This is a genomic window from Janthinobacterium salmonicoloratum, from assembly GCF_051380845.1.
In the GTDB taxonomy this organism is placed as follows: Bacteria; Pseudomonadota; Gammaproteobacteria; order Burkholderiales; family Burkholderiaceae_D; genus Janthinobacterium; species Janthinobacterium lividum_F.
The window spans coordinates 557072-574846 of the sequence record NZ_JBNYXV010000003.1; the positions used below are offsets into that span (position 1 = coordinate 557072).

A 17775-nucleotide genomic window follows, 5' to 3' on the forward strand; every position below is an offset into this window, starting at 1 on the left:
CCCGCGCGCGCATCTGCGCGCGGCTTTCCCTTTCTTTACCCGGTCCCCGTACATGCAAAGAGTCTGGTTCAACAAAACATTTTCCTCGGTTGGCACGGCCATGCGCCTGATCCGCGAGGCCGATATGGCCGCGACAAGCGGTGCGCCCCGCTATCACATCGTGTGCAGCAACACGAACGCGCATGCGGCCGCCTTTTTGTCGGCCCACGAATACGTGGTCGAACCGTCGGGACTGACGGGCCACAATTATGTCGAGTGGTGCCTGGAATTTTGCCGCGACCGGCACATCACGATTTTCTGGCCCGGCAAGGAAGCGGGGCTGATCGGCAGCGCCAGCGCGCGCTTCGCCGCCCTCGGCACGCGCGTGCTCAGCGTGGCCAGCGAAGAGACGCTGACCCTGATGCACGACAAGGCGCGCTTCTGCGACGGCCTCGATCTGCCGATGGCGCGCCCGGCGGACTACCGCGCCGTGACCACCATCGCGGAATACGACGCCGCCTACGCCGAGCTGCGCCCGCTGCACCGCAAGCTGTGCATCAAGCCGTCCGAATCCGTGTATGCGCTGGGCTTTGCCATTCTCGATGAAGAGCGCACCAGCGCCCAGCTGTTGCTGGCCGGCGCCGCCTACCAGATCAATGCACAGGAGCTGCGCACCGGCCTGGCGCAGATGGAAACGTTCAAGACCCTGCTGCTGATGGAATACCTCGACGGCCACGAATACAGCGCCGACTGCGTCGCCGATCAGGGCAAGCTCATTTGCGCCGTGCCGCGCAAGAAGCTGCACGGGGGCGGCAGCGGCCAGCTGATCGAGCTGCGCGCCGACTTGCTGGCGGCCTGCGACAAACTGGCGCGCGACTACCGCCTGAATGGCGTTTTCAACATCCAGTTCCGTGTAGGCGCGAACGGCCTGGCGCTGCTGGAGATCAACCCGCGCATGTCGGGCGGCATCGGCATGGCTTGCGCGGCAGGCCCCAACCTGCCCTACCTGGCGCTGGCCGGTTTCGACCAGGGCTTTGACAAGCTCACCGTACCCGCCATCCACGAAGGCATGCGCGTGGGCGAAGCCGCCTACGCCGTGGAGCTGCCATGAACCTCGTCAAGCAGCAGATGCCCACGGGCGAGCTGACCTTGAAAGTGGACGAGGCGCGCTTTCCGCTGGACTGGCTGATCGGCTTTGCCGCGCGCGCCAACGCCAAGCGCGGCTTCCTGTTCCTGTCCAAGGTGCTGGGCAAACACTGGCCCGTCACGCCGCGCGCCATGGAAGCCATCCACGACGACCTGGCCGCGCAGATTCCCCCCAGCCTGCCCGGCCCCGTGGTCTTCATCGCCATGGCAGAAACGGCCGTCGGTCTGGGCCAGGGCGTGTTCGAAGCCTGGCTGCGCGCCAATCCGAATGGCAAGGCCTTGTTTTTACACAGCTCGCGCTACCGCGTGGGCAGCGTGCCCTTCTTCGAATTCGAGGAATCGCACAGCCACGCGCCGCGCCAGTTTTTGCATTTGTCCGACGCCGCCAGCGCCCTGTTTTCCACGGCCCGCAGCCTGGTGTTGATCGATGACGAAGCGTCGACCGGCAACACCTTCGCCAACCTGGTGCAAGTGTGCCGCGCGCGCTATCCGCAACTGGAAAAACTGCACCTGGGCGTGATCACCAATTTCATGGGCCAGGCTGCCAACGCCGCACTCACGCAGCGTTTCGGCCTGCCCACCAGCATAGGCGCAGCCTTGTCCGGCCAGTACGCCTTCCAGGCTGGCGATGCGCCTGCTCCGATAGCGGACAGCGCGCAGCGCTTCGAGGCGAATGCAGAACGGGGCGCCAGCCCCGCGTTCGGGCGCATCGGCGTGGGGCGCGCCCTCACGCCGCCGCAAGGCCTGGCGGTGCAACTGGCGCAGGAAATCGGCGCCGGCGACTCCGTGCTGGTGCTGGGCACGGGCGAATTCATGCATCCCTCGTTCTTGCTGGCGCGCGAACTCGAAGCGCTGGGCAAGAACGTGGTGGTGCAATCGACCACGCGCTCGCCGATCCTGTCGTGGGGCTCCGTCGGCCATATCGTCCGCTGCGACGACAACTACGGCGAAGGCATCGCCAACTACCTGTACAACGTGGCGCCTGGCCAGTACCAGCACGTTTTCATCTGCCATGAAACCCCGGCCAGCCCGGCCCTCATGCAACTCGCCGGCCAACTGAATGGCCGCCTGTTCCACTTTCAGTCAGAGACCAAAATTGAAGAAATTCCTGTTTGTTGATCTGGACGACACACTGTTCCAGACCCCGAAAAAATGCCCCGGCGAGACCGACCTGCAGCCAGCCGCCTACCTGAAAAATGGCGATGCCTGCTCGTTTACGACGGCGCGCCAGCGCGCCTTCTTTGAATTCGCGCAAAGCGGCATGACCCTGATTCCCGCCACGGCGAGAAATGGCGACGCCTTCCGCCGGGTCGACCTGCCGTTTACCAGCTACAGCGTGCTCGATTACGGCGGCATCGTGCTGCAGCCTGGCGGCGCGCTCGACGCGGGCTGGCTGGCCCTGATGCAGAACGACATGCAGACGGCGCTGCCCGGTCTGCAGGACGCCATGCGCATCATCGACGATTTCCAGATCAAGGCGGGCATGCCCTCGCGCGCGCGCCTGATCGAAGACTACAACACGCCGTTCTACATCGTCGTCAAGGACCATGAAGCGCGCGGCGAGCGCCTGGCCGACATCGAAGAGCAGGTGCTGCGGCAGTGGATCGCAAGCAAAGGCGCCGACTACTTCATCCACCGCAACGGCAACAACCTGGCCGTGCTGCCCAAGACCCTGAACAAGGCGCGCGCCGTGGCTTACCTGCGCGCGGAGCTGGAAGCCGAGCATGGCCCCATCGTCAGCTTCGGCATGGGCGACAGCCGTTCGGACGCCCGCTTCATGGCCGCCTGCGACTACGCCATCATCCCCAACGGCACCCAGCTGGCAGCCCTCACGGTGGCGGCGCTATGACCGAAGGCACGCAGCATTTCAGCGGCAGCTACCGCCAGGAAGACGTGGAATTTCTCCTCACGCCGATGGCGCTCGAACCGATACGCGACCTGGCCGAAAAGGAGCGCTTGATCCAGTCCGGCCAGCGCCACTACAGCGAAATGCTGTCGCCCGAATCCCTGCCATCGCCCGCCTACCTGGCCCTGTTCCAGAGCGCGTTTGCGGCCAACCGCCTGCAAATGGCGCGCGACTGCCTGCGCCTGGCGGCCCTGATCGCGGTGCGCCGCACGGGGCCCGTTACGCTGGTGTCGCTGGCGCGCGCCGGTACGCCCGTGGGCGTCATCCTGGGCCACTTGCTGCGCCAAGTCTTCCAGCGCGAGTGCAGCCATTATTCCGTCTCCATCATCCGCGACCGCGGCATCGATGCGAACGCCCTCAAGCACATCCTGGCGCAGGGCCACAGTGACGCCTCGCTCGTCTTCGTCGACGGCTGGACAGGCAAGGGCGTGATTTCGCGCGAACTGCGCCAGACCGTCCACGACTTCAATGCCGCGCAGGGCACGGCGATAGACGGCGGCCTGTTCGTGCTGTCCGACCTGGCCGGTACGGCCGCCTGCGCCGCCTCGGCCAGCGACTACCTGATCCCGTCGAGTATTTTGAATGCCACCGTCTCGGGCCTGGTCAGCCGCTCCGTGCTCAATGAAGCCATCGGTCCGGACGACTTCCATGGCTGCGTGTACTACGCGCAGTTCGAGCAGCACGACCAGTCGCGCGATTTCGCCGACGGCCTGGTGGCCGACGCCATGGCCATTGCATCGAGCAGCGGCATCCCGCTGGCCGAAGCGAGCGATGCGCCATCCATGGCGGCCCGCTCGCAAGCCTACATGGCCGCTGCGCAGCAGGAATATGGTATCAGCGACATCAACCTGATCAAGCCAGGCATCGGCGAAGCGACGCGCGTGCTGCTGCGCCGCGTGCCCGAGCGCCTGATCGTGCGCGACACGAATGCGCCGGACGTGGCACATTTGCTGCTTCTGGCGCAGGAAAAAGCCATACCCGTCACAGTAGAACCGGCGCTGCCCTACCAGGCGGTCGCCCTTATCAGGAGCGCAGTTGATGGATAACAACTCCCTACACCCACAAAGTGAGCATAAGGCGGCGCTAGGCGCCTCCATGTATGTGCCGACCACGCACAAGGACTTGCTGGCGATCGCCAATGGCGACAAATTCAGCCATTTGCGCTCGGTCATTCTTTGCACCGAAGACGCCATCGCCGAGCGCGATCTCAGCTACGCGCTGTTCAATTTGTCGCTGGCGCTGCAAAACATGTGCGACGAATCGGATACCTTGCGCTTCGTGCGCGTGCGTAATCTCGAGGTACTGGCGCGCGTGCTGGCCATGCCCGGCGCCGACAAATTGAGCGGGTTCGTGCTGCCAAAGTCCACGCGCCACAATTTCGCCGCCTACTTCGAACTGGTGCGCCACACGCACCATCTGCTGATGCCGACCTTGGAAACGGCGGAAGTGTTCGACGACGAGGAAATGAAGCAGTTCCGCATCCTCCTGTCGGCGCCCGAAGTGCGACGCCGCATCCTGGCCCTGCGCATCGGCGGCAACGATCTGCTGGCCCTGCTGGGACTGCGCCGCCCCACCAGCGGCACCATCTATCAGACGCCGCTGGGCCAGGTCATCGGCCGCCTGGTCACCATCTTCAAGCCGCACGGCTTCCAGCTGACGGCGCCCGTCTTCGAGCACCTGTCGCAGGGCAGCTGGCTGGACGCCGAAGTGGCGCAGGACATGGCGCACGGCATGATCGCCAAGACGGCCATCCACCCGGACCAGGTGCCGCAGATCGAGCGCCACTACCAGGTGGCGCAGTCGGACATCGAACTGGCGCTGCGCATCATCGACCCGGACAGCCCGGCCGTGTTCCGCATGCAGGAATCGATGTGCGAAGTGGCCACGCACAGCAGCTGGGCGCTGCGCATCATCGAGCAGGCGCGCCTGTTCGGCATCCGCCATGCGGCCGACGGCGCCGCGGCGCCCGCCCCTCATTTGCATCACTCCTTGAATACTCAACTCTCCAGCGACGAAGGGACTGCACGACCATGACCAATTTCACACGCGGACAAAAAGGCAAACTGGCTGACCTGGGCTTGAATGGCCCGTTTGCCGTCACGCTCGATATCGTTTCGGGTTCGATGGAAGTGGACGTCAGCTGCTTCGGCGTCGATGCGGCCGGCAAGCTGTCGGACGACCGCTACATGGTGTTCTTCAACCAGAAAAGCGCGCCGGACAACGCCATCACGGTGGACTTGAACGGCCCCCGTTCCACCTTCCAGGTGGACCTTTCCCGCCTGCCCGCCTCGATCGACAAGCTGGTATTCACGGCGGCGACGGAACAGGGCAGCATGCGCGCGCTGGGCAACTCCAGCATGGCGCTGGGCCAGGCTGCCACGTTTGCCTTCACGGGCAATGACTTCCAGGATGAAAAAGCCGTCATCATCGGCGAACTGTATCGCCGCGACGGCAGCTGGCGCTTCGGCGCCGTGGGCCAGGGCTTTGCCGGCGGCCTGGCGGCGCTGCTGAAGCACTTCGGCGGCAGCGAGGCGGCGCAATCGGCCCCTGCCCCTGCGCCGATTCCCGTCCCCACGCCAGCGGCCCCGCCGCCGGCGAATAAAATCTCGCTGTCGAAAATCCGCCTGGAAAAGCGCGGCGACAAGATTTCGCTCGACAAGCGCGACAGCGGCGGCTATGGCCGCATCCGTGTCAACCTGAACTGGAACCAGAACGCCGCGCAAGGCCAGGCGCCCGCCTCGAAACTGGACACGGGCTTCCTCGGCAAGCTGTTCAACAAACCGGCCGGCCGCGCTGGCGGCATTGACCTCGATATCGGCTGCCTGTTCGAAATGAGCAGCGGCGCCAAGAGCGCCGTGCAGGCGCTGGGCAACAGCTGGGGCGCCTACGACCGTCCGCCCTACATCCACCTGGAAGGTGACGACCGCACGGGCAGCATCAGCAGCGGCGAAAACATCTTCATCAACGGCACCCATTTCGACCAGATCAAGCGCGTGCTCGTCTACGCCTTCATCTACGAAGGCGTGCCGAACTGGGCCGCCACGGATGGCGTCGTGACGATCGAGATTCCCGGCCAGCCTACCGTGGAAGTGCGCCTTGACAGCGACAGCCAGCACGCCATGTGCGCCATCGCCATGCTGGAAAACCACGGCGGCAACCTGCAGGTGACAAAATTGGTGGAATACTTCGGCGGCCAAGGTAAAATCACGGCGCACCAGGCCATGGACGAGCGCTACAATTTCGGCTTGAACTGGAAAGCCGGCCGCAAGGACTGATCCTTTTACCTAAACAAACCTACCATGACCCCTACGACCAAAAAAGTCACCTTCGCCTTCGCCATCTTCCTCGTGGCCGGCTTCCTGCTGCTGGCCGCCTACACGTGGATGGCCCTCAGCTTCTCGTATTCGGAAGGCGAACGGGCGGGCTACCTGCAAAAGTTCTCCAAGCGGGGCTGGATCTGCAAGACATGGGAAGGTGAATTGCTGCTGACGGCGCTGCCGGGCACCATCCCGGAGAAATTCCAGTTCAGCGTGCGCGACGAGGAAGTGGCGAAGCAATTGTCGGCTGCGGCCGGCAAGCGCATCCTCGTCACCTACAGCCAGCACAAGGGCGTGCCCACGCAATGCTTCGGCGAGACGGAGTATTTTGCCGATAAAGTCGTCTTGAGCCAGTAATACCGCAAGTCCAACAACTCCAGCAGCATCGCGCCGGCCAGCCCTTCCAGGCCGGCGCCTCTCCCTAGGTCTAGTCAATCACATGACAAGCCGCCAGCCGATCGTTAGCGTGATTCCCCCATCACTGGAAGCATCATGCACCTGCCATGCACCGCCCTGGCCCTGTTGGCCGCCTCGCTCTCCCTGTCCGCCCAGGCTCCGAGTCCTCACGCCAACTCACCCTGGAATACCGGCGTGGGGAAGGAAGTTTTAAACCTTAGAGCCTAGCGCGAACGCCAGACGGCACCTGCCTCATTCGGCTGCGTCAGGCGCTCGATCACTTCGCGCGTCAGACTGGCCGAGCTGACTTGTTCGGCTTGCGCGCGGGCGGCGCTCAAGGAACTGGAAAAGACGGTTTGCGGCTGCTCCAGGCTGGCGCGCAGGGCGGCCAGCTCGCGCTCTTGCTGCTGCGCGCGCGCCGTTTCCAGGTCCAGCAATTGCTGCTTGGCCGCAGCCATCGCGCGCGTCGTGTCGGCCGCCTTGCGCTGCAAGGCAGCGTGGGCCTGGGCACTGGCCAGCAAGGCTTGCTGCGCGGCGAGCTTCTCGCTGGCGGCCTGCTGCGCGGCCAGTTCCAGTTGCTCGCGCTGGCGCATGGCGTCGAGCGCCTGCTGTTCCATCGCGGCGCGCGTTTCAGCTGCCGCCGTCGCCTGTTTTTCCGCTTCCAGGCGGCCGGCGATGGCTTGCGAGGCGCGCTCTTCGGCACTGCTGGTCTGGCGCTGCTGCACCAGTTTTTGCGCGATCAAGGCCAGCGACTCGCGCTCGGCCGCGACGAAATCGCGCTCGGACGCCAGCAACGCATCGGCAGCTTGCGCCTTGTCTTCTTCCACGCGGGCGCGCTCGCTATGCACTTGCCCCAGTTCCACGGCCAGGCGCGCCTGCGCCTGCACGGCTTGCGCGGCAGCGGCTTTCTGCTCGCCTTCGACCAGGGCCTGGTCCATCAGGATGCGGATGGCGTCGGCTTCTTTTTGCGCCGCTTCCCGCAAGGCCTGTTCGGCCGCATGCTGGCCGCGCAGCAGTTCCGCTTGCACGCCTTCGGCGGCGATGCGTTCCTGCGCCGCGTTGAACGCCAGCGCTTCCGCTTCCAGTTTCTCTTTCAGGGCGGCGATGGCGGCGTGTTCGGCGGCCAGGCGCTCCTGCTCGGCCTGCAGCAGCTGCTCTGCCTGCTGCGCTTTTTCCTGCGCCAGTTGCGTCGCTTGCGCCTGCGCAGCCAATGTAGCCTGGCCGGCGTCGACCTCGGCCTGCTCGGCCGCGTTCTGGCTGGCGGCCAGTTCCGCCGCCTGACGCGCCAGTTCGGCGCGTTCGTGCGCCAGGCTGGCGGCGCGCTGCTGCTCTTCCAGTTCACGGGCGGCAGCCATGGCGGCTGCCTGCTCGGCCGCTTCGCGTGCCTTGGTTTCTTCGAGGGCCGCCGTTTCCGCTTCCAGCTTGGCGTGGCCGGCGATTTCCGCATCCTGTTCGGCGGCGACACGGGCCAGCGCCACGGCGCGCAACTGGCGGTCCACTTCGATGCGCGCTTCGGTGGCGGCCAGGATGCGCACGTCGGCATCACGGCGCGCCTGCGCGCTGGCCACGGCGACCATTTCCAGGCGCTCGCGGTGGACGGCCGCGTCGCGCAATTCTTTTTCTGTCTGCAGGCGCAAACGCAGGGATTGCGCCGCATGGCGCTCCGATTCCGCCTGCGCCAGCGCGATGGCTTCGCGTTCCTGTTCCAGGTGCGCCAGCGCGCGCGCTTCTTCCAGGGCGCGCACTTCGGCGGCGGCGCGGTTGAAGGCCGATTCCAGCGCGATCTGGTCCGCGCGCTCGCGCTGCACCGTCAAGTCCAGCGCTTCGCTTTCCGCTTCGGCCAGCATCTGCGCCGTCTGGCGCGCACCGTGGGCATGACGCTCGCGTTCACGGGCCAGCACGGCGACCCGTGCATCGGCCGAAGCGATGCCCACCATTTCTTCCTTGGCCGCCTGCACGGCGGCGACGCGCTCGACGGCTTGCAGGCGCGCCTGCTCCGTCTGCACTTGCAATTCCTCGGCGGCGCGGGCTGCCTGCTCGGCCAGTTCAGACTGCACGGCCACTTGCTCGCTGGCGCGCAAGCGGCTTTCCTGTTCGGCGCGCGAACGCTGTTCCGCGGCCAGTCGAATTTCATTGTCCGACTCCACGCGGGCGCGCAGTTCGGCCGTCTCCTGCTTGACGGCTTCCAGGCGGGCCACGCTGGCCTGCGCGGCGGCGCGCATGGTATCGAGACGTTCGCGGTTGGCAGCAATCGCTTCTTCGGCTGCCTGCGCATTTTGCTGTGCGGCGGCGGCGGCCGCCGCGTCGATGGCGGCGCGGTCCTCGGCCAGCGAGCGCACGCGCGCCTCGGCCAGCGCGCGGCTCTCGGCAGCGCAGGTGGCTTTCGCTTCCGCTTCCACGCGGGCTATCGCCTCGTGGATGGCTTTCAATTCCATTTTCTGGCGTTCGGCGGCCGGCGCCTTGCTGTCGGCTTCAGATGCCGGCTCGGCTTGCGGCTCGGGCATTGCAGTGGCAGGAGCGGCAGGAAGCGACGCTGGCGCCTCGGCCTTGCGCTCCAGGTCCTTGAAATCATGCAGCGAGACCATGCTGTCCTGGTCGAACTCGTCGTCTGCGGAATACGCGACGGTGAGGGAAACGGCCTGACGCTGATTTTGCTGTGCTTGCATGATTTCTCGCTTATTCGGGTGAATTCCGTTGCTTATGGGAATTTATTAGCACCATTATCGAGTAAGCACCTGCAAATCAGCACTGCAAGAAGAGCGACTTTTACCGCCCTTTTCGGGCGTTTAGGTCAAACTGGCCATAAAGGCGCTTCATCCATCAGCGCCACCTGTTCACGCAATTCCAAGATGCGGTCCTGCCAGTAGCGCTGCGTGTTAAACCACGGGAAGGCGACGGGGAAGGCGGGGTCGTCCCAGCGGCGCGCCAGCCAGGCCGAATAATGGATCAGGCGCAGGGTGCGCAGCGCTTCGACCAGGTACAACTGGCGCGGGTCGAAATCGCAAAAGTCTTCATAGCCGGCCAGGATGTCGCTCATCTGGCGCACCATGTCGCCCCGCTCGCCCGACAGCATCATCCACAGGTCCTGGATGGCCGGTCCCATGCGGCTATCGTCGAAATCGACGAAATGGGGGCCGGCATCCGTCCACAGCACGTTGCCGCCATGGCAGTCGCCATGCGTGCGCAGCACGGCCACGTCGCCCGCGCGGTCATAGCAGCGCTTGACGCCATCGAGCGCCTGCTGCGCCACGCTGGAATACGCGGCCAGCAGTTCGGGCGGCAGGAAATTACCCTCCAGCAAGAACTCGCGCGGCTCGACGCCGAACGTCTGGTGATCGAGCGCCGACCGTTCCTTGTAGGTCGACAGCGCGCCGACGGCGTGGATGCGGCCGATGAAGCGTCCTATCCATTCCAAGGTCGCCGGATCGTCCAGCTCGGGCGCGCGACCGCCGTGGCGGGGGAAGACGGCAAAGCGGAAGCCTTGGTACTGGTGCAGGGTGCTGCCGTTGATTTCCAGCGCCGGCACCACCTGGATTTCGCGCTCGACCAGTTCGGAAACGAACGCGTGCTCTTCCAGGATGGCCGTATCGGTCCAGCGCGCGGGGCGGTAAAACTTGGCTACCAGGGGCGCGCCGTCTTCGATGCCCACCTGGTAGACGCGGTTTTCATAGCTGTTCAGGGCCAGCAGACGGCCGTCGCCGCGCAAGCCCACGCTGTCGAGGGCGTCGAGCACGCAATCGGGGCTCAGGGCGGAAAAGGGATGGACGGGCCGGTCGTCCTCGTGCGGCTGGTTTTCATTGTGCATAAGCGACATTGTAAGGCGCGCGCGGGCCGCCGGTGCAAACACTTCGGCGGCACAGCCCAGCAAAGCGTATACTGGCGGCTTACATTCAATACAAAGAGCAAGCCATGCAACTCGAACAGCCATTATCAGAAAAAGAATTCGACGAATTAGACCAATTCCTGTTGTCGGACCGGTGCTCCGAAGACGCGATGACCATGGATATGCTGCACGGCTATCTGACGGCCGTCGCCATCGGCCCGGAACCGATCATGCCGGCCGAGTGGTTGCCGCGCGTGTGGGGCGAAGATGCCGAAGATGCACCGAAATTCAAGAACAGCAAGGAAGAAGAACGCATCGTCAACCTGATCATGCGCTTCATGAACGAAGTGCTGGTGACGTTTGAAGTGGCGCCGAAAGAGTTCGAAGCCCTGTTCGTCGAGCACGACTACGAAGGCCAGACCCTGATCGACGCCGAAGCCTGGTGCTGGGGCTTCTGGGACGGCATGGAACTGCGTCCTGGTTCGTGGAACGAGATCTGGGATTCCGAAGTGGCCGATCTGATGCAGCCGATCTACCTGCTGGGCGCCGACGAAATCAAGGAAGAAGAACTGAAACTGGTGGAAGACCCGGTCAAGGCGCACAAGCTGGCGCAGGAACTGGAAGCGAACCTGCCGGCCATCCACCGTTTCTGGGTCCCGCGCCGCAAGGCTCCCGTGCAAACCATGAAGCGTGAAGAGCCGAAAGTGGGCCGCAACGACGACTGCCCTTGCGGCAGCGGCAAGAAGTTCAAGAAATGCTGCGGCGCCGAGCCGGCAGCCGAGTAATCCCGCAGTAGCATCTCCCTCTGCGCCGGCGTCCTGCCGGCGCAGCGCTGGCGTTGGCCTACGGGCTATAATCGCCGCATGAAACTCCCCGACCTGAACCTGCTCGTTGCCCTCGACATCCTGCTCGAGGAAGGCAGCGCCGTGGCCGCCGCGCGGCGCATGAATTTGAGCGCACCGGCCATGAGCCGCACCCTGGCGCGCATCCGCGACGCCATCGGCGACCCCGTCTTCGTGCGCTCCGGGCGCGGCCTGGCGCCTACCCCGCGCGCACTGGAATTGCGCGAACAGGTGCGCGGCGTGGTGGAGCAGGCGCACGCCATCTTCACCTCCGGCCGTGAAATCGACCTGCGCACCCTGGAACGCACTTTCAGCCTGTGCGCCAACGACGTATTTGTCGGCGCCTACGGCGGCAAGCTGCGCGACCTGCTGGCCATCCATGCGCCGCACACGGTGCTGCGCTTCGTGCCCGAAGGCGATGGCGCCACGGAAAACGACGCCCTGCACGCGGGCCGCATCGATCTGTACATCAGCGCGCGGCGCGCCTTTGCGCCCGACATCAAGCTGCAGCAGCTGTTTACCAGCTCCTTTGTCGGCATCGCCCGCAGCGACCACCCGATCTTCGACGGCCCCATCAACCTCGACAGCTTTACCGAATACGAACATATCAGCGTCTCGCGGCGCGGCCTGGCGCGCGGCCCCTTCGATACGGCCCTGGCCGAGCGGGGTTACATGCGCAGGGTGTCGCTGATCAGCCCTAATTTTCAGTCCGCCATCTTCGCCGTGGCCGATTCGCGCCTGCTGCTGCCGCTGATGCCTACGCCCCTGCTGGCCATCGTCGAGCGTCTGGGCTTGAAGCTGCGCACCTTCCAGCTGCCCATCCCCGTCGACAGTGTGGAAGTATTCCAGGCCTGGCACCCGCGCCTCGACCACGACCATGCGCACCGCTGGCTGCGCCGCATGATCAAGGAGCTGTGCGGCAGCACGCCACCAGACGCTTAGGGTCTGAGCCAACAATCATTGCACCAGACGCAATTCAGACTTCATCAATGATCAATTTTCATCATATTTAGCCCTACCTATACTGCGTGGACTGATCCTCATCCACGGAGTTCCCTGTGTCCGCTGTACCTCTTCCTGGCGCCGCCCCCGCGGCCACGCCGCCCGCACCTCCCATCTTCGGCCTGCGCCTGGCCACGGGCCTGGCCGGCGTGCTGCTGGCCGTGCTGGTGTCCGGCCTGAATGAAAATATCACCAAGGTCGCGCTGGCCGACATCCGCGGCGCCATGGGCATCGCGCGCGACGACGCCAGCTGGCTCGTGGCCCTGTATGCGGCCGCCTCGGTGTCGGCCATGGCGTTCGCGCCGTGGTGCTCCGTCACCTTCTCGCTGCGCCGCCTGACGGCCACCGCCATCCTCGTCTGCATGGTCGCCGGCCTGCTATGCCCGTTTGCACCGAACCTGTCCGTGCTGATGTTCCTGCGCGTGGTGCAGGGCGCGGCCGGCGGCGCCTTGCCGCCCATGCTGATGACGGTAGCGCTGCGCTTTCTGCCACCGAATATCAAGCTGTATGGCCTGGGCGGCTATGCGCTGAGCGCCACCTTCGGTCCCAGTCTGGGCACGCCGCTGGCCGCGTTCTGGACCGAGTACCTGGGCTGGCAATGGGCCTTCTGGCAAATCGTCCCGGGCAGCATCGTCGCCCTGCTGATGGTGTCCTGGGGCTTGCCGCAAGACCCGCTGCGCCTGGAGCGCTTGCGCCAGTTCGACTGGCGCGGCCTGCTGCTTGGCCTGCCCGCCATCAGCATGCTGGTGGTCGGCATGCTGCAGGGCGAGCGCCTGGCGTGGTTCGCCTCGCCGCTGATCTGCGTGCTGCTGGGCGGCGGCCTCTTGCTGCTGGTGCTGTTCTTCATCAACGAGTGGTCGCATCCGCTGCCGTTCTTCAAGCTCCAGCTGCTGTCGCGGCGCAACCTCAGCCACGCGCTGCTGACCCTGGGCGGCGTGCTGTTCGTGCTGCTGGCCGTGATCCTGATTCCCTCGTCCTACCTGGCGCAGGTGCACGCCTATCGCCCGCTGCAAACGGCGCCCGTGATGCTGATGGTGGCGCTGCCGCAGTTGATCGCCCTGCCGCTGGTGGCCGCCTTGTGCAATATCCGCGCGGTCGACTGCCGCTGGGTGCTGGCCATCGGCCTTGCCCTGCTGGCCCTGTCCTGCGTGCTGGGAGCGCGCATGTCGCCGGACTGGATACGCACGCATTTCTACCTGCTGCAAGCGGTGCAGATCTTTGCGCAACCGATGGCCGTGATTCCCTTGCTGCTGCTGGCCACCACGGGCCTGGCGCCGCAGGATGGCCCGTTCGCCTCGGCCTGGTTCAACACCATCAAGGGCATATCGGCCGTCGTCGCCACCGGCGTGCTCGATGCGCTGATCACGCGCCGCAACCATTTCCATTCGACGGTGCTCAGCGAGCGCCTGGGCAACCTGCCTGGCGCCGTGGACGTGCCGGGCTTGGCGCAGCGCATGCATGCGCAAGTCGTCACCCTGACCTCGTCCGACCTGTACCTCACCGTGGCCACCATCGCGCTGGCCATGATTTTGATCATTCCCATCCTGCCGACGCGCGTCTATCCGCCGCGCGCCGCTTGAGTTTTCATCTTTACGAAAGAGTTTTATTATGAATGTCCCCATCCTGCGCTCGCGCGCTTTTATCCTCGGCCTGGCCCTGCTGGCCTGCGCCCTCGCCTTTTGCGCCTGGCAACTGCTGTTCGTCCGTGGCGACGAACAAACCACCGACGACGCCTTTGTCAGCGCCGACTACACCGTGCTCTCCCCCAAAGTGGGCGGCATCGTGCGGGAAGTGCTGGTGGAAGACAACCAGACTGTCAAGGCGGGTCAGCTGCTGGCCCACATCGACGACCGCGACTACCAGGCCGCCGCCGCCTCGGCCCGCGCCGAAGTAGCCGGCGCCGAGGCGCAGCTGGCCAATGCCCGCGCCACCTTGCAGCGCCAGCAATCGGTGATCGAGCAAGCCACGACCCTGGTCGACGCCAACCAGGCGGAAGACAAACTGGCGCAGCAGGAGCTGGCCCGTTCACAGCACCTGGCCGGCCAGGGCGCGGGCAGCGTGCAAAACGCGCAGCAGGCGCAATCGCGCTTCGACGTGAGCCGCGCGCGCCTGGCGCAAAACCGCGCCGCCCTGGTCTCCACCCGCAAGCAGACGGAAATTTTGCAGGCGCAGCAAGGCGCGGCCGAAGCGGCCCTGCTGCGCGCCCGCGCCAGCCTGCAACGGGCAGAACTTGATTTGTCGCATACGCAGCTGCGCGCCCCCATCGACGGCATCGTGGGACGCCGCGCCGTGCGCGTCGGCGCCCTGGTGGCTCCCGGCGCCAGCCTGATGGCCGTGGTGCCCTTGAACCGCAGCTTCGTCGTCGCCAACCTGCAGGAAACCCAGCTGACCCACGTGCGCCAGGGCCAGCGCGCCAGCATCGCCGTCGACGCCTATCCGGGCGTGCTCCTGCACGGCACGGTGCACAGCATCGCGCCCGCCACGGGCGTGACGTTTGCCGCCATCGCACCAGAAAACGCCACCGGCAATTTCACCAAGGTGGTGCAGCGCATCCCCGTCAGGATCGCGCTCGATCCGGGCCAGGATGACGACCGGGACCGGGGCACCCGCCTGCGCGTGGGTATGTCGGCCGAAGTGCGCATCGATACGGCCATGCGCCGTCAACATCTGCAACAGGTGAGCGCGCGATGAAAGCACTGATACTCTTCACGGCCCTGGGCCTGGCCGGCTGCGGCAGCGTCGGCAGCGATTTCCAGCGCCCGCACAACGATCTGGGACAGCAATGGCACCAGGTGGAGAATGCCCGTTTCGCCGCAGGGCAGGATGGCGCCATCGAGCAGCGCTGGTGGGACAGCTTTGGCGATACCACCCTGTCGTCCTTGCTGCAGCGCGCCGCCGACGCCAACCTCGACGTGCAGGCGGCAGGCAGCCGCCTGCAACAAAGCCGCGCCGCGCGCGGCGTGGCCAGCGCCGCGCAAGGCCCGTCCCTGGGCGCGAATGGCAGCTATGGCCGCGCGCGCAACAGCGAACAAGGCTTGAGCGACCCGTCGCGCAACAACGGCCAATCCGCCTACAGCCTGTGGCAAAGCAATCTCGATGCGGCCTGGGAGCTGGACTTGTGGGGCCGCGTGCGGCGCGAAGTGGAAGCGGCCGACGCCAGGGTCGAGGTGGCCCTGGAAACGCAGCGCGGCGTGCTGCTGGCCGTGCTGGCGGAGACGGCGCGCGACTACATCGAGTTGCGCGGCGCGCAGCAAACGCTGGCCATCACGCAGCAGCTGCTCGATATCGCCCGTCATACCCTGGACCTGACCCGCATCCGCCTGCAGGAAGGCGCGGCGACGCAGCTCGACGAAGCCGAGGCGGCGACCCACGTGGCCACCATCGAAGCGCGCCTGCCGCCGCTACAGCAGCGCGAAGCGCGCCTGGGCAATGCCCTCGCCCTCTTGCTGGCGCTGCCGCCGCAAGCTTTGCAGGCGGAACTGGCGGCCGGCAAGGACATTCCGGCCGTGGCCATGCAGGTGCAACTGGGCGTGCCGAGCAGCCTGGCCGGGCGGCGCCCCGACATCCGCCGCGCCGAAGCGCAGCTGCATGCGGCCACGGCCGCCATCGGCGTGGCGCAAGGCGATTTTTATCCACGCATCACGCTCTCGGGCAGCATCGGCCTGCAAGCGATGCAGCTGTCCGACATCGGCTGGGACGCCAAGCGCTTTGCCTTCGGCCCCGGCTTCAGCGTGCCCCTGTTCGATGGCGGCCGCCTGCGCGGCAATCTGCAATTGCGCGAGGCGCAGCAGCAGGAAGCGGCCATCGCTTACCGCCAGACGGTGCTGGCCGCCTGGCACGAGGTGGAAGACGCGCTCTCGGGCTACCAGGCCAACGCCCGCCGCCAGGCCAGCCTCGATGCAGCCGTCAAACAGGGACGGCGCGCGCTGGGCAGCGCGGAACTGAAGTATCGCCAGGGCGGCACGGACCTGATCAACGTGCTGCATGTGCAAAACACGCTCTTGAACAACGAAGCGGCGCTGGTCGACAGCCGCGCCACCGCTTCGCTGTCGCTGGTCCAGGTCTACAAGGCGCTGGGCGGCGGCTGGCAAGCATTTTCAACCACCTCGCAAGGAAGCACGCCATGAAGCCGAATCCCGCACACTTCTCCATCCACGATGTCAGCGACTTTCCCATCGTGCGCTTTCGCCCTGAAACGGCCGTCACCGGCTATGCCCCGCTGTGGGAAAACGACATGGACGCCCTGCTGCGCCACGGCGAACCGTTCGTCATGCTGTTCGAAGAGGAACGCAGCGACGAAGCGCACATCGACCGCAAGCGGCGCGGCCTGTGGCTCAAGCACAACAAGGTAGCGCTGGCCGCCCTTTGCCGGGGCCTGGTGTCGGTCGAGGCGGACGCGGAACAACGCGCGCGCCTGCAGGCGATGGCGGCCGGCGCCATGAAAGCCTTCGGCATCCTGCAGGAAGTGGCGGCCACGCGCGAACAGGCCGAGGCCCTGATGGTGTGGCTGCTGGGCAGCGGCCAGATGGCGCGGCCGCGCGCGGCGGACGTCTGGTGAGCGAGTGAATAAGTGAGTCAGGCTGCCCTGCGCACCGCGCTTCTGGCAGGGATGACGCAGACGTCGCCATCGCTGTTGGTCGCCGTCGTCAGGGCGATGCCGTACAGCGCGGCCAGGGCGGGCACGGCGCCGGCATCGCTGGCGATATCGGCGACCAGCTGGCCCGAGCGCACCAGCAGCAGCCGCTCGAAGCCCAGCAACGCGTGATTGATGTCGTGCAGGATGGCGACGACGGCGTGGCCGCGCGCGGCGCAAAACTGCTGCAGGCTATCGAGCAGATCGAACTGCAGGCCGGGATCGAGCGCCGCCAGCGGTTCGTCGACCAATATCAAGCCATCCTGCACATCCCACATCTGCGCGAAGATGCGCGCCAGCTGCACCCTGGCCTGTTCGCCGCCGGACAGGGTGTCCAAACGGCGGCCCAGCAGATGCGCGGCATGCGCCAGGGCGGCCGCACCCTGCACGATCTGTCCCAGTTGCGGGTCGATCAGGCGCGCCACCCGTCCCAGGCCGATCACCAGCTCGCACTGCAATCCGAAGGCCACATTCGACCCTTGCGGCAGGACGGCGCGGCGCCGCGCCAGTTCGGCCAGCGGCCACTGCGCCAGCGGCCGGCCGGCGAACGCCACCTGGCCCGCCTGCGGATGCAATTCGCGCGCCATCAGTTTGAGCAGGGTCGACTTGCCCGCGCCACTGGGGCCTAGGATGGCGATGCGCTCGCCGGGATGCACCTGCACATTGAAGGGGCCAAAGTACTGCTGGCCCAGTTGCGTGGTGGCGAAGGAGAGTTCCAGCAGGGGCGTCAT

General features: G+C 65.9%; 16 protein-coding genes. 13 read left to right on the forward strand and 3 right to left on the reverse strand.

The window, feature by feature from the left end; all coding sequences use genetic code 11:
• The first annotated feature begins 52 nt into the window (after window positions 1-52).
• Genes ACQ4WY_RS19395 through ACQ4WY_RS19425 form a run of 7 tightly spaced genes read left to right on the forward strand, consistent with a single transcriptional unit; the run spans window position 53 to window position 6705 of the window.
• Window positions 53-1090 (forward strand): ATP-grasp domain-containing protein, encoded by a 1038-nt coding sequence (locus tag ACQ4WY_RS19395; RefSeq protein WP_436505407.1) that lies wholly within the window; start codon window positions 53-55, stop codon window positions 1088-1090.
• On the forward strand, window positions 1087-2244 hold the full coding sequence (locus ACQ4WY_RS19400) for a phosphoribosyltransferase domain-containing protein (protein WP_436505408.1): 1158 nt from the start codon (window positions 1087-1089) through the stop codon (window positions 2242-2244). The genes ACQ4WY_RS19395 and ACQ4WY_RS19400 overlap by 4 nt, the downstream gene beginning before the upstream one ends.
• Complete coding sequence (locus ACQ4WY_RS19405) at window positions 2222-2974, forward strand: HAD family hydrolase (RefSeq protein WP_436505409.1); 753 nt, start codon at window positions 2222-2224, stop codon at window positions 2972-2974. The genes ACQ4WY_RS19400 and ACQ4WY_RS19405 overlap by 23 nt, the downstream gene beginning before the upstream one ends.
• Window positions 2971-4077 carry a cysteine protease StiP family protein gene (locus tag ACQ4WY_RS19410; protein ID WP_436505410.1) on the forward strand — a complete coding sequence of 369 codons (1107 nt, stop codon included), beginning with the start codon at window positions 2971-2973 and terminating at the stop codon, window positions 4075-4077. The genes ACQ4WY_RS19405 and ACQ4WY_RS19410 overlap by 4 nt, the downstream gene beginning before the upstream one ends.
• Complete coding sequence (locus ACQ4WY_RS19415; RefSeq protein WP_436505411.1) at window positions 4070-5065, forward strand: HpcH/HpaI aldolase/citrate lyase family protein; 996 nt, start codon at window positions 4070-4072, stop codon at window positions 5063-5065. The genes ACQ4WY_RS19410 and ACQ4WY_RS19415 overlap by 8 nt, the downstream gene beginning before the upstream one ends.
• Window positions 5062-6306, forward strand: coding sequence for a TerD family protein (locus tag ACQ4WY_RS19420; RefSeq protein ID WP_436505412.1), 1245 nt, complete (start codon window positions 5062-5064; stop codon window positions 6304-6306). Before ACQ4WY_RS19415 ends, ACQ4WY_RS19420 begins: the two co-directional genes overlap by 4 nt.
• A gap of 24 nt (window positions 6307-6330) precedes the next feature.
• A complete protein-coding gene (locus tag ACQ4WY_RS19425; RefSeq protein ID WP_070224711.1) occupies window positions 6331-6705 on the forward strand; it encodes a DUF8785 domain-containing protein in 375 nt (124 codons plus the stop codon).
• Between the two features lie 263 nt (window positions 6706-6968).
• Here the strand turns inward: ACQ4WY_RS19425 and ACQ4WY_RS19430 are convergent, their stop codons facing one another.
• Together ACQ4WY_RS19430 and ACQ4WY_RS19435 are read right to left on the reverse strand one after the other, a co-directional pair.
• Window positions 6969-9410 (reverse strand): hypothetical protein, encoded by a 2442-nt coding sequence (locus tag ACQ4WY_RS19430; protein ID WP_436505413.1) that lies wholly within the window; start codon window positions 9408-9410, stop codon window positions 6969-6971.
• A gap of 125 nt (window positions 9411-9535) precedes the next feature.
• Entirely contained in the window at window positions 9536-10549 is a 1014-nt protein-coding gene (locus ACQ4WY_RS19435; RefSeq protein WP_436505414.1) for a serine/threonine protein kinase, read from the reverse strand.
• A gap of 104 nt (window positions 10550-10653) precedes the next feature.
• On the opposite strand from ACQ4WY_RS19435, the gene ACQ4WY_RS19440 reads away from it, so the two are divergent.
• The 6 genes from ACQ4WY_RS19440 (at window position 10654) to ACQ4WY_RS19465 (ending at window position 16969) form a co-directional block, all read left to right on the forward strand.
• On the forward strand, window positions 10654-11352 hold the full coding sequence (locus tag ACQ4WY_RS19440; protein ID WP_436505416.1) for a UPF0149 family protein: 699 nt from the start codon (window positions 10654-10656) through the stop codon (window positions 11350-11352).
• Window positions 11353-11430: 78 nt separating this feature from the next.
• Complete coding sequence (locus ACQ4WY_RS19445; protein WP_353658315.1) at window positions 11431-12351, forward strand: LysR family transcriptional regulator; 921 nt, start codon at window positions 11431-11433, stop codon at window positions 12349-12351.
• Between the two features lie 116 nt (window positions 12352-12467).
• Complete coding sequence (locus ACQ4WY_RS19450) at window positions 12468-13991, forward strand: MFS transporter (protein ID WP_436505417.1); 1524 nt, start codon at window positions 12468-12470, stop codon at window positions 13989-13991.
• 28 nt (window positions 13992-14019) lie between these two features.
• Window positions 14020-15102 (forward strand): HlyD family secretion protein, encoded by a 1083-nt coding sequence (locus ACQ4WY_RS19455; protein WP_436505418.1) that lies wholly within the window; start codon window positions 14020-14022, stop codon window positions 15100-15102.
• Window positions 15099-16538, forward strand: coding sequence for an efflux transporter outer membrane subunit (locus ACQ4WY_RS19460; RefSeq protein ID WP_436505419.1), 1440 nt, complete (start codon window positions 15099-15101; stop codon window positions 16536-16538). The genes ACQ4WY_RS19455 and ACQ4WY_RS19460 overlap by 4 nt, the downstream gene beginning before the upstream one ends.
• The gene (locus ACQ4WY_RS19465; protein ID WP_353658319.1) at window positions 16535-16969 is read left to right on the forward strand and encodes a hypothetical protein; all 435 of its coding nucleotides are present in this window, start codon (window positions 16535-16537) and stop codon (window positions 16967-16969) included. The genes ACQ4WY_RS19460 and ACQ4WY_RS19465 overlap by 4 nt, the downstream gene beginning before the upstream one ends.
• Before the next feature lie 17 nt (window positions 16970-16986).
• Here the strand turns inward: ACQ4WY_RS19465 and ACQ4WY_RS19470 are convergent, their stop codons facing one another.
• Window positions 16987-17775 carry an ATP-binding cassette domain-containing protein gene (locus tag ACQ4WY_RS19470; protein ID WP_436505420.1) on the reverse strand — a complete coding sequence of 263 codons (789 nt, stop codon included), beginning with the start codon at window positions 17773-17775 and terminating at the stop codon, window positions 16987-16989.

Bases quoted from the DNA above. Each gene is read 5' to 3' on its own strand.
- ACQ4WY_RS19435 (WP_436505414.1), bottom strand. From the start codon at position 10,549: ATGCACAATGAAAACCAGCCGCACGAGGACGACCGGCCCGTCCATCCC.
- ACQ4WY_RS19445 (WP_353658315.1), top strand. From the start codon at position 11,431: ATGAAACTCCCCGACCTGAACCTGCTCGTTGCCCTCGACATCCTGCTC.
- ACQ4WY_RS19420 (WP_436505412.1), top strand. From the start codon at position 5,062: ATGACCAATTTCACACGCGGACAAAAAGGCAAACTGGCTGACCTGGGC.
- ACQ4WY_RS19425 (WP_070224711.1), top strand. From the start codon at position 6,331: ATGACCCCTACGACCAAAAAAGTCACCTTCGCCTTCGCCATCTTCCTC.
- ACQ4WY_RS19470 (WP_436505420.1), bottom strand. From the start codon at position 17,775: ATGACGCCCCTGCTGGAACTCTCCTTCGCCACCACGCAACTGGGCCAG.
- ACQ4WY_RS19400 (WP_436505408.1), top strand. From the start codon at position 1,087: ATGAACCTCGTCAAGCAGCAGATGCCCACGGGCGAGCTGACCTTGAAA.
- ACQ4WY_RS19460 (WP_436505419.1), top strand. From the start codon at position 15,099: ATGAAAGCACTGATACTCTTCACGGCCCTGGGCCTGGCCGGCTGCGGC.
- ACQ4WY_RS19455 (WP_436505418.1), top strand. From the start codon at position 14,020: ATGAATGTCCCCATCCTGCGCTCGCGCGCTTTTATCCTCGGCCTGGCC.
- ACQ4WY_RS19415 (WP_436505411.1), top strand. From the start codon at position 4,070: ATGGATAACAACTCCCTACACCCACAAAGTGAGCATAAGGCGGCGCTA.
- ACQ4WY_RS19430 (WP_436505413.1), bottom strand. From the start codon at position 9,410: ATGCAAGCACAGCAAAATCAGCGTCAGGCCGTTTCCCTCACCGTCGCG.
- ACQ4WY_RS19440 (WP_436505416.1), top strand. From the start codon at position 10,654: ATGCAACTCGAACAGCCATTATCAGAAAAAGAATTCGACGAATTAGAC.
- ACQ4WY_RS19410 (WP_436505410.1), top strand. From the start codon at position 2,971: ATGACCGAAGGCACGCAGCATTTCAGCGGCAGCTACCGCCAGGAAGAC.
- ACQ4WY_RS19395 (WP_436505407.1), top strand. From the start codon at position 53: ATGCAAAGAGTCTGGTTCAACAAAACATTTTCCTCGGTTGGCACGGCC.
- ACQ4WY_RS19465 (WP_353658319.1), top strand. From the start codon at position 16,535: ATGAAGCCGAATCCCGCACACTTCTCCATCCACGATGTCAGCGACTTT.